An 11,385-nucleotide genomic window follows, 5' to 3' on the forward strand; every position below is an offset into this window, starting at 1 on the left:
TAAGACTTAAGTAAATCTAGGTAATTCGAAATATTTAGAAAAACAATATTATTATTTTATTATGAAAAATAGCAAAACTTTTTTAATTTTTTTTTAAAAGTTAATCTTTAAGGGTTAATTTTTTATTCGAATAAAAACATCTTAATCAACATTTTGAAATTCACGCCTTGGATTCATTAAAAATTATCCAAGAAAAAATAGAGTGAAATAAAATTTTGTTTAAGCATTTTAAGGATTATCCGAATATTTTTTTGTGCGCAGCGAATATCTGAATGAAAGGTTTAAGTTTATTCTGAAATAAAAAAAGGCCATTTCCGAAGAAATGACCTTTTAATTTATTTGGATTCGATCAATTATCTGATGAATAGCATCTCACGGTATTTCACCAATGGCCAGCTTTCATCATCCACAAGAAGTTCAAGTTTATCGACCGCATAGCGGATTTGATCAAAGAAGGCCTCTTTTACCTCTTTCTGATATCCTTTTGCCCGCTTCACGATATCCTCTTCCTTGTTGAGTTTTCGACGGGCATCGATCATGGCATTTACATTTGACTTCACAGCTTCGATATGACGGGACACATCTTTGATAGTCTCGATAGCAGCGGAGTTGTCAAGTCCAAGGCCCTTCATTCCATTCGCATTTTCGATGAGCTTATTTTGATACAAAATTGCAGTAGGAATCACGTGATTCAATGCCAAATCACCCATTACACGACTTTCGATCTGCACCTTCTTGATGAAGTCTTCAAGCATAATCTCATGGCGTGCATGAATTTCCAACTCATTCATCACATTGTGTCTTGAGTAGAGCTCTTTTGTCTCTTTTTTCATGTAGACGTCCAATGCATCAGCTGTATTTTTCAAGTTAGATAGTCCGCGCTTTGCAGCTTCTTTCTCCCACTCTTCAGAATATCCATCACCTTCGAATCGGATTTTCTTGGAATCCTTGATGTATTTACGAAGCACATTGACGATTGCGATCTTCTTTTCTTTTCCGGATGCGATCTCCTTCTCAATGTCTTTCATCATCTGACGAAGTACTTCAGCCACAATCACGTTCAAGGTAGCCATTGGGCCTGCGGAGTTGGCACTTGAACCTACTGCACGGAACTCAAACTTATTTCCTGTAAATGCAAATGGAGAAGTTCTGTTTCTATCGGTATTGTCAAGGATGATTTCAGGAATCTTGGAGATACCCAACTTCATGTACATGTTATCACCCTTCTCGATTTTGATATTTCCGTTTTTCTCAAGCTCATCCAATACAGATGTCAGGGTCTCACCCAAGAATACAGAAATAATTGCCGGAGGAGCTTCATTGGCACCCAAACGGAAATCGTTTCCTGCCGATGCAATGCTAGCTCTTAGCAAATCCGAATGATCGTAAACTGCTTTCACTGTAGCCACCAAGAAAGTCAAAAACTGGAGATTCTCTCTTGCTGAGTTGCTAGGCTGGAAAAGATTCACACCGGTATCTGTAATTAGAGACCAGTTATTGTGCTTACCGGATCCATTTACTCCTGCGAAAGGCTTCTCATGGAAAAGTACTTTCAAGCCATGCTTCTCAGCTACTTTATCCATTAGATCCATCAACAATTGATTGTGATCTACGGCCTTGTTGATTTCTTCGAATACTGGTGCTACTTCGAATTGACCTGGAGCTACCTCATTGTGTCTGGTAGAAACCGGAATACCCAATTTGTGCGCTTCGATTTCAAAATCCACCATGAAGTCTTTCACGCGGGTAGGAATCGAACCGAAATAATGATCTTCCAATTGCTGACCTCTAGCAGGATTATGGCCAAATACGGTTCGGCCTGCCATTACCAAATCAGGTCTTGCTGAGAAAAGAGCCTTATCGATCACAAAATACTCCTGCTCTACCCCCAAAGATGGAGACACTTTTCGAACATTTCTATCAAATAACTGGCAAATAGCAACGGCTGCATCATTCACCGCCTCGAGTGACTTAAGAAGAGGAGTCTTGTAATCTAGCGCTTCTCCTGTGTAAGACACAAAGATGGTTGGAATACAAAGCGTCTTCTCAAAGATGAAAATCGGAGAAGAAGGGTCCCATGCTGTATACCCTCGTGCTTCGAAAGTAGATCTAATACCACCATTTGGGAATGAAGAGGCATCCGGCTCTTGCTGAACAAGCGCTGAACCTTTAAATTTTTCAAGACCGGCATGAGCATCAAAAAACGAATCATGCTTTTCAGCGGTAGATCCGGTCAATGGCTGGAACCAGTGAGTGTAGTGTGTGACTCCTTTAGAAAGAGCCCAAGTTTTGACTGCTGATGCAACCTCCTCGGCTGTTGCGGAGTCAATTTTGGAACCTTTATCAACCGCCTCCATTACTTTCTTATATACAGAAGGTGCAAGGGATTGCTTCATTTGGTTCAAACCAAAAACGTTTGTACCAAAAAAGTCAGAGATTTTTAAAGCTGGAGCTTCAACTTTCACTCTTGGCCTGGACTGAACCATTGCCAATGCTTGTTGTCTTAATGTTGCCATATCTACAAGTATGTGGTTTAAATTTACACCAACAAAAATAGGAAAATACTGACTTGAAAAAGCTTTCGGCCTATTTTTCATCTAGATTTTTGAAAAATTTATACTTTTTTCAAGGAAATAAGCTTTTTAAACACCCAAATCCTGAAAAATCATGAATTTTGGAGACTTTTTTACCAAAATTGAAAAGAAGGTAAGATTACTTACCTTTGCAGCTTCATTATCAAGGGGAAAATTGTGAAAAAGGTAGCCTTTTATACATTAGGATGTAAGCTGAATTTCTCAGAGACTTCCACTATTAGCCGTCAGTTTGAAGATCGAGGCTTTCAAAAGGTGGATTTCCAGGAGAATCCGGACATTTTCATCATCAACACTTGCTCTGTCACCGAGAATGCGGACAAGAAGTGTAAAAAGATTGTCAAGGAAGCCAAAAAGATTTCCCCTGATTCCTATGTGGCTATCATCGGATGCTATGCCCAATTAAAGCCTCGTGAAATCTCAGAGATTAAAGGTGTGGATGCTGTCTTGGGAGCAGCTGAGAAATTCCGACTTCACGAATTGCTCGGCGACTTTGCCAAGGAGCAGGAAGCAAAAGTACTTGCAAGCGAAATCACTGAGGCTAAATCATTCAATAATGCCTACTCGATCAATGATCGCACCCGGACTTTCTTGAAAGTTCAAGATGGCTGCAATTATGGTTGCGCATTTTGCACCATTCCCCTCGCACGTGGCAAAAGCCGAAGCAACACCATCGCCTCGGTATTGGAGTCTGCGCGAGAGATTGCCTCGACAGATGTAAAGGAAGTGGTTTTAACTGGGGTTAATATCGGGGATTTCGGAATCGTGGAAGGCAAGCGACAGGAACGCTTTGCAGATTTGGTTTTTGCCTTGGATCAAGTCGATGGAATTGACCGTTTCCGAATCTCATCCATTGAGCCCAACCTGCTAACGAATGAGATCATTGAGTTTGTTTCCAGATCCGAGCGCTTTGTTCCTCATTTCCATATTCCACTGCAATCCGGGTCCAATACCATTCTTCGGAAAATGGGAAGACGTTATTTACGGGAACTTTATGAAGACCGTGTCAGCAAAATCAAGACGCTCATGCCGCATGCATGTATCGGAGTCGATGTGATCGTCGGATTTCCGGGCGAGACTGATGAGCTTTTCCTCGAAACCTACAATTTCCTGAACGATTTGGATATCTCCTACCTCCATGTGTTCACCTATTCCGAGCGTGCTAATACCCGTGCAGTTGAAATGGATGGCGTGGTTCCGATGAAAAAGCGAAACGAGCGGTCAAAAATGCTCCGAATTTTATCAGAAAAGAAAAGAAGGAAGTTCTACGAAGAAAATCTAGGAAAAACCTTTACAGTGCTTTTCGAAGAGGATATTGACAGAGGAAAAATGCATGGCTTCACCGAAAATTACATTCGCGTAGCAGCAAAGTACGATCCGATGCTTATCAATGAGACCAAGCTAGTAACGCTTGATTACATCAATGATGCCGGTAATGTCGAGGTATTGGAGCCAGAGATGGTTTATGAGAAGCATTAAAGCCTCAAGAAAAGTTAAAGCCAAGATTGTGGATCCCCAGCGGTAGGAAAAACTCCCAAAACTATGATTTGGTAACCTTCTACGACAAAATGGATTGAGACTGGAAATATAGACAAAAAAGCGACCCTGAAGTTTTTATAATGTACTTAGTAGGAAAACGGTGCTTGTATAATTAGACCTAATTTATTTTCAAAATCCTCAATAAACTTATCTCCCAAACCCAAAACTTTTTCTTCATACCAAAAAAATATTTTTTCCAGGTCCCCTTAGGCCTCAGGTTTAATTAGAACCTGGTACTTCATCCCCTTACTTTTTTAATTTTGCTTTTACTTCATGCCATGTTTTTCCTTCTTCAGGATTATTTAGATGATTTTGGTAGCGTTCTTCCAATTGATCTAATTGCTCTCTAGAAAAATCTGAAACTTGATCCTTTGGCAACAAAATGGAATAAACGAGTCTCAGCAAATCCTCATCTGCGCCGTCGATCAAATGGTGCAACTCTTTTCGAATAGTTAAATTTTCCATAACATATTAAAAATACAAAATTCCTTTTATTCCTAAAGCCCAATATTTATGATTCATCGATTTTCCGACATTGATTCAAAATGGTCAGGATAATCGAAAAGCTCAGTAACCGACCACCCACATCCCTTAGGAAGGAAGCTAAGGCTATTCGAAAGTAAAACTCAACCCTATCTCTATTCTTAGAGTCAAAAAATAATTCCGAATTTTGATTTCAACTTTTACTTAATTCGCTTCCTTTCCATTCAAAATTCCCTAATTTGAGATCAATAAAACCCTACTTTTTGTGAGCAAAAACACCTTAGCATTAATCCAAGACGAATCCTGGCTTGAGCCTTTTGCAGATAAGATTCAGGAGCGAACTGACCGCTTTTATAAAGCAATTCATGAAATCGAGCAGGCCATGGGTAGCATACTCGAGTTTGCCAATTTCCACCAATACTATGGCGTCCACTGGGAACCCGTCCGCAGAGGTTGGGTATACCGGGAATGGGCTCCAGCTGCCAGACAATTGTTTCTGATGGGTGACTTCAACTGGTGGGATCGAGAGTCTCACCCCATGAAGCGCAATCACCGTGGCGATTGGGAGATTTTCCTGCCTTTTGAGCAATACAAGCACACTTTCGTGCATCAGAGTAAAATAAAAGTACGTGTCATCGATGCCAAAGGCCGGGACTTGGATCGAATTCCTGCCTATACGCGTCGAGTCGTGCAGGATACCGAGACGCATGACTTCACAGCCCAACTTTGGTTTCCGGAGAAGGAATTCCGCTGGACAGATGAAAACTTCCACCTCGATGAAGCTGCTGGTATGCCCCTGATCTATGAATGCCACGTAGGAATGGCTCAAGAAAAGGCGGGAGTTGGTACTTATCGAGAATTTGAAGAGCATACCCTGCCCAGAATAAAAGCGTCGGGATATAATGCCATTCAGATGATGGCCATCATGGAGCATCCCTATTACGGTTCCTTTGGCTATCATGTCTCCAACTTCTTTGCGCCCTCGTCTCGATTTGGCACTCCGGAGGAACTCAAGTCCCTGATTAATACCGCGCACGAAATGGGCATCGCGGTGATCATGGACATCGTACACTCTCATGCGGTCAAAAATGTGAATGAAGGCCTGAATGAGTTTGACGGAAGCGACCATCAGTATTTTCACCCCGGTAGCAGAGGCTATCATGAAGGATGGGATTCCAAGCTTTTTGACTATGGCAAGTGGGAAGTGCAGCAGTTTCTCCTCTCCAATATCCGCTATTGGATGGAGGAGTTTCACTTTGACGGGTTCCGCTTTGATGGGGCGACCTCTATGCTTTATCATCATCATGGACATGTGAGTTTTGATTCGGGAGAAAAATATTTCGATGAGGGTGTCGATCAGGATGCGCTTCTTTACTTTCAGCTTGCCAATACTCTCATCCACTTACTGAAAAATCGAGCAATATCAATCGCAGAGGAAGTCAGTGGGATGCCTGGACTCTGCCGAAAAGTCGAAGACGGAGGAATTGGCTTCGACTTCCGGCTAGCGATGGGAATTCCCGACTTCTGGATCAAGACGCTCAAACACAAAACCGACGAACAATGGGATCTATTTGAGCTTTGGCATGAGCTTACCAACCGGCCCAAAAAAGAAAAATCCATAGCCTATGCAGAGAGCCACGATCAGGCACTGGTGGGGGATAAAAGCATAGCATTCTGGCTTATGGACAAGGAAATGTACACTTCCATGTCGGTATTGGAGCAAAACCTAGTCGTGGATCGGGGAATAGCCTTGCACAAAATGATCCGCATGATTACCCTTTCCCTGGGTGGTGAAGGTTATTTGAATTTTATCGGAAATGAATTCGGTCATCCGGAGTGGGTGGACTTCCCACGGGAAGGAAATAACTGGAGCTACCAATACGCGAGAAGACAATGGTCGCTGGCCGACACTCCCCATCTTCGCTATGCCCAACTCTACGCTTGGGATCAAGTCATCATCCAACTGATCAAAGACCACCATTTACTCCAGTCAGGTCCCGCCACGCAACTCTATCTAGAGCCTGATAAAAAGATTCTAGCCTATAAGCGGGGTGACTTGGTTTTTGTGTACTCCTTCCACCCGACCGAGTCCTATTTTGGGCAGAAGATTCGATTTCCCGAGCCTGGCAGCTATCAGATTATTCTTGATTCAGACCAGCAGGAATATGGAGGTTTTGCACGGCTGGATCAGCAAGTAATCTATCAGACGGATAAAAACCAGGAAGTAAGCCTATACCTTCCAAATCGAACGATGATGGTGCTGAAAAAAAATAAAAAGTGAGAAAGTTGAGTTAATCATGTGTTTATCGTGGAATTAACAAATTCAAACTAAAATTAGTTGATAATCTGGAGAAAAATATGAGGAAATTAAATACTGCATTGTTTATTGCTTATTTGTTTTATTCATGCAGTAATGAGGTTAAAACAGTTTCTGATAGTTTGGTAAATAAAGATCCAGAAAGTTATAGTATTAAAGAAGAATCTAAAATAATACCCCTGAATAGTAAAAAAGAAGTTTTTTCTAAAAGTTTAATTGGCAAAAATACTCTTGATATAGAACAGATAGGTTGGTTTAATTGTAAGGGTTCAGTAATAGATTCTCCGGATAGCAGCATAAACTATGCTGTTTCTCAATTTGCAAAATCACAAAATGAATGTATGAATGGAAAAGGGAAGGTAGTTCTTAAAAAACTTCTTTATAGAAAGAATGGTAGAGCCATTTTTGAAGTGATTGATGAAATTAATATTGACATAAAATTCCCTGAAAAATATTTTAGTTGGACAACATGTATGGTAGGTGGAGCAATAAGTAGCAAGATTTTTTTAATAGAATTCAAAGACCAACGGCAAGAAAAGTTGACTGAAATATACAATTTATGGAGAATAGATATGCAAGTCGGAAAGTTTGTGAAAGAAGGAGATATTAAAAGTGTCACCTGTATTAATCCTGACTACTCCGAAGGATTATAGATTCTTATGGTAAACCAGTGTTTTTGAAAAACAATCTTCCTGATGGCCTGAAAGAAGAAAAGATCTCGATTAATACTAGTTACAATCTGAATCCTGGAAAATCGAATCAAATCGAATATGAAATAAGCCCTCAAAGCGATCAATTTGATCCATGGATTGAAACAAAGAAATTAACCTTTGAGTGGAATGGACATAGATTTTAAAGAATCCAGTAAATAATGTACCAATCTCAATTTCTACAAATCCAACCCCCTTACCCATTTTTCAGCTTCTGCTTCTTTCTCAAAAATTTTATAAGGGACGGGCTGTTTTTGGAGGGAAAATATAACTCGCAATACCGCACGAATGACTTTATTCGGAATCACATAAGCCGTCCCTTGACAATAATCCTGCATTAAACCACGATTTTCCCGGAGCCAATCAGCCTGCATTCGCTGATGCGACAAGGCGGGGATCCCTGCCTCCCGTGCATCAAAAATTATGGCCAGTTTTTTTTTATGACGATAGCAATCCCGAGTTTGGGATAGGTAACGTTGGAAATTCTCATCCGTACTTTTTTCGCCTGTAAAGCGAATCCGTATCAGCGGAAACTCTGATTCATCGATGGTGGCGTAGTCATTCATGAGAAGATAACTGACTGATGGCGAAAGGGTTTTTGATAACTTATCGATTCTAATAAAACAGCTTTCTCTACCTGTTTTTTTTGAAAATGAACCGGAAAAAAGCCACGTCCTTTTTCCAATTCGAAGCTCCTTGCGATATTGCCAGTCCAAAAAATTTCAATCACTAGTATGTCGGATGCAGAAGCTACTCGAATCAATAAATACCTCAGCGAATTGGGCTACTGTTCCAGGCGTGCGGCCGACAAGTTGATAGAAGCTGGACGCATCACCATCAACGGGGAAAAGCCCGAGATGGGCACCAAGGTTCAAAAGGGAGACATCATCCGAGTGGATGGGAAGCGAATAGATGATTCGGGAGAAAAACCGGTTTATTTAGCTTTCAACAAGCCGGTGGGTATAGTCTGTACCACAGACACACGGGTTGAAAAAGACAATATCATCGATTACATCAATTACCCCAGTCGCATCTTTCCTATTGGAAGGCTCGATAAGCCTAGTGAAGGCCTCATCCTGCTAACCAATGATGGAGACATTGTTAATAAAATCCTCCGAGCCAAAAACAACCACGAAAAGGAATACATCGTCACGGTCAATCGGCCGATCACTCCAGAGTTTATCAAAAAAATGGGATCCGGAGTTCCTATCTTGGATACAGTGACTCGAAAATGCCATGTCGAAAAGATGAGTCGAAATCAATTTCGAATTATTTTGACTCAGGGACTCAACAGACAAATTCGTAGAATGTGTACCTACCTGGGATACTCCGTTACCAAACTCAAAAGAGTGCGAATTATGAATATTTCTCTGGACCTTCCTATCGGAAAATGGCGGGATTTGACCGAAAAGGAATTAGCAGAATTGAATGTCCTGATAGCAGATTCATCCAAGACTTTTGATCCTAGCGAGGCAGAGGAGGATTGGAATTAACATGTTGATTGACCGATGTCCGATGTCCGATGTCAGATCCGACATCGCGGACAAGTGTCCTATGAAACTTTAACCTAGATATACATGCCAAAATGTGCTTTCCTTTCCATTGCCAATACTGAAGGTTGGTTTATCGATGATGACTTGGTTCATCCGCAGCTTGAAGCACTTGGCTGGCAGGTTGAAAATATTCCTTGGAATCAAGCTAGAGACTGGGACGAATTTGACTTGGTTGTAGTGCGTAGCCCTTGGGACTATCAGCAGCATCTGCAGGAGTTTCAAAAAGTCCTCTCTCAAATTCAAAATTCAAAGGCTATTCTATTGAACTCCCTTGAACTGATGCAATGGAATATTCACAAAGGATATCTTTTTGAACTCCAAGGCAAAGGTGTGGAGCTAGTACCTACTATTCGCTTCTTTACTTTGGAAAAAGAGGCTATTAAACAAGCCTTTGAAACCTTAAAATCCGATCAACTCATCATCAAGCCTCTTATTGGAGCCAATGCCGATGATACTTTCTGGATTCGCAGAGATCAAGCAGAGTCTTGGGAAAAAGCACTTACCGTTTTTTCAAACAAAGAAGGGATGATCCAGCCTTTTATGCATGCGATTGTAGAAGAAGGTGAATTCTCCCTGATGTATTTTCAAGGTTCGCTAAGCCATACGATTCTTAAAACGGTGGGCGAAGGTGATTTCCGAGTTCAGGAGGAGCATGGAGGCGGTGTCATTCCGATCGAAAAGCCAGAACCTGAACTACTTTCGGCAGCAGACAAGGCGATGCAAAGCTTACCGGAAACGCCTTTTTATGCTCGGGTAGACTTGGTCAGAACGGCCTCGAATAGCTTTGCATTGATGGAACTAGAGTTGATAGAGCCCTGCCTGTATTTCCGCTTTGACGAAAAGTCTCCAGCCCTTTTTGCAGAAATGCTCGACCAATTCTGGAAAAAGCATTTAGAACCAATCAAGAATTAAAGCCTTCTGCGGTTGGGATGCAAATAGACATATCCTACCAATTGATCATAGCGGGAACCCAAAGCTCTGAAGTACACAAACACCTCGTATTCGTTTTCCGTCTCAAAAAAGCTGCCTTCAAATTCCTCTGAGTCAAACTGCTGATCTCTCAAATAAGCATATTGGTAATCGTACCAGCCTTGCTTTAGCAGTAGCGTTGTTTCAAATACCTTCAGCTCTGGATTCCATTCTAGCTTTGCTTCTGGAATTGTACCCCAGTTGGTAAATGATCCGACCAAGTAGATGGGTTGAGAGTTTTCAGGAGCAAAAAACCGGAAAGTGGTCAGAATATATTCACTCTCCACTTCTGGATCGCCACCAGGTCGGTCATTCGTATTGACCAGATATTGTCCATTTAGATCCAGATATTGCGAATACACCTCTGACTGACGGGGCTTATCTACCAAAGCATCCGCATAGATCACGTCAGGTTGCACTTCGATTGAGGCTACATTTACACCCGTCGCTCTGATAAACCGCAGGTCGATAAACCTGAATTCATTTCCTGCCGAAAATGTATTACTCCCGTCAAAGTTCTGATAGCGAATTACCTTAGAGCTTTCATTCAAGAAGGTAGGCTCTCCCAATAGTCTTGCTTGGCCCCAGCGCTGATTTTGTCTAATGACGACCTTAACCTGATTGAGCGGATCCATCACCTCCCCTTTCGAATAGTTGACGATCACATCTACCTGCTGACCTGATCTCCGGTCTTGGGTTCGCGCAGGTGGTACGATGCTGGCCCCTACGGTAAAAAGCTCCTCATAAACCATAAATCGCTTGGTCAAAATCACATCGGATTCGTCGCGACCTTTGAATACTTTCACAATGTAATTCCCCGACTTGGTGACCCTTGGCAAAGCAAAGCGATAATGAATGTATGGCAAACGGGTATTCACCGAATAATCATAATCTTGCACATTGAATTCATTGAAGCTCGCTAAAAAATCATTGTCCTTGAGCTGGGATTGCTGCCAATTCGCATCACAATGGATCAGTTTGGCCGTGTAGAGTTCAGGGTCATAGGCAATGTCATCAAACAACAAGATCAAGGGTCTCGAATCAGAAATGCTTACACTTGGCGCATCCAACTGACTATCGAAGGCAGCTCCTAGCGGAAAAATCCGAACCGATTGAATGTGATCCTTGAAGACCTTATCATCAAGCTGTGCATAGCTTGAATGAATCAAGAACATGGATAAAAAAAGTACTGTCAGTAGTTGCTTCATTTTGAAAAATTAGAC

10 protein-coding genes are annotated in these 11,385 nt (G+C 41.6%); 6 read left to right on the plus strand and 4 right to left on the minus strand.

From position 1 onward, the window contains the following. Nucleotides 1-353: 353 nt before the first annotated feature. Nucleotides 354-2,516 carry a glutamine synthetase III family protein gene (locus tag CDH51_RS04525; protein WP_100627441.1) on the minus strand — a complete coding sequence of 721 codons (2,163 nt, stop codon included), beginning with the start codon at nucleotides 2,514-2,516 and terminating at the stop codon, nucleotides 354-356. Nucleotides 2,517-2,750: 234 nt separating this feature from the next. On the opposite strand from CDH51_RS04525, the gene mtaB reads away from it, so the two are divergent. Next, nucleotides 2,751-4,070 carry a tRNA (N(6)-L-threonylcarbamoyladenosine(37)-C(2))-methylthiotransferase MtaB gene (gene mtaB / locus CDH51_RS04530; protein ID WP_100627442.1) on the plus strand — a complete coding sequence of 440 codons (1,320 nt, stop codon included), beginning with the start codon at nucleotides 2,751-2,753 and terminating at the stop codon, nucleotides 4,068-4,070. A gap of 306 nt (nucleotides 4,071-4,376) precedes the next feature. On the opposite strand, the gene CDH51_RS04535 is transcribed toward mtaB, so the two are convergent. Then, nucleotides 4,377-4,595, minus strand: coding sequence for a hypothetical protein (locus CDH51_RS04535; protein ID WP_100627443.1), 219 nt, complete (start codon nucleotides 4,593-4,595; stop codon nucleotides 4,377-4,379). 283 nt (nucleotides 4,596-4,878) lie between these two features. Between CDH51_RS04535 and CDH51_RS04540 the strand changes: the two genes are divergently transcribed. From CDH51_RS04540 to CDH51_RS20170, 3 genes are all read left to right on the plus strand, one after another. Next, nucleotides 4,879-6,894, plus strand: coding sequence for an alpha-amylase family glycosyl hydrolase (locus CDH51_RS04540; RefSeq protein WP_100627444.1), 2,016 nt, complete (start codon nucleotides 4,879-4,881; stop codon nucleotides 6,892-6,894). Nucleotides 6,895-6,971: 77 nt separating this feature from the next. Then, on the plus strand, nucleotides 6,972-7,583 hold the full coding sequence (locus tag CDH51_RS04545) for a hypothetical protein (protein ID WP_100627445.1): 612 nt from the start codon (nucleotides 6,972-6,974) through the stop codon (nucleotides 7,581-7,583). 23 nt (nucleotides 7,584-7,606) lie between these two features. Beyond that, nucleotides 7,607-7,786, plus strand: a complete 180-nt coding sequence (locus CDH51_RS20170; RefSeq protein ID WP_198514257.1) for a hypothetical protein — start codon at nucleotides 7,607-7,609, stop codon at nucleotides 7,784-7,786. A gap of 33 nt (nucleotides 7,787-7,819) precedes the next feature. Here CDH51_RS20170 and CDH51_RS04555 read toward each other — a convergent pair whose 3' ends face one another. Then, a complete protein-coding gene (locus CDH51_RS04555) occupies nucleotides 7,820-8,206 on the minus strand; it encodes an STAS/SEC14 domain-containing protein (protein ID WP_100627447.1) in 387 nt (128 codons plus the stop codon). 168 nt (nucleotides 8,207-8,374) lie between these two features. On the opposite strand from CDH51_RS04555, the gene rluF reads away from it, so the two are divergent. Then, complete coding sequence (gene rluF / locus CDH51_RS04560) at nucleotides 8,375-9,133, plus strand: 23S rRNA pseudouridine(2604) synthase RluF (protein ID WP_100627448.1); 759 nt, start codon at nucleotides 8,375-8,377, stop codon at nucleotides 9,131-9,133. Between the two features lie 84 nt (nucleotides 9,134-9,217). Beyond that, a complete protein-coding gene (locus CDH51_RS04565) occupies nucleotides 9,218-10,105 on the plus strand; it encodes an ATP-grasp domain-containing protein (protein WP_198514258.1) in 888 nt (295 codons plus the stop codon). Here CDH51_RS04565 and CDH51_RS04570 read toward each other — a convergent pair. Continuing rightward, entirely contained in the window at nucleotides 10,102-11,370 is a 1,269-nt protein-coding gene (locus tag CDH51_RS04570) for a type IX secretion system plug protein (RefSeq protein ID WP_100627449.1), read from the minus strand. The genes CDH51_RS04565 and CDH51_RS04570 overlap by 4 nt on opposite strands. Between the last annotated feature and the right edge of the window lie 15 nt (nucleotides 11,371-11,385).

Source organism: Algoriphagus formosus (assembly GCF_002807035.1).
Lineage (GTDB): Bacteria > Bacteroidota > Bacteroidia > Cytophagales > Cyclobacteriaceae > Algoriphagus > Algoriphagus formosus.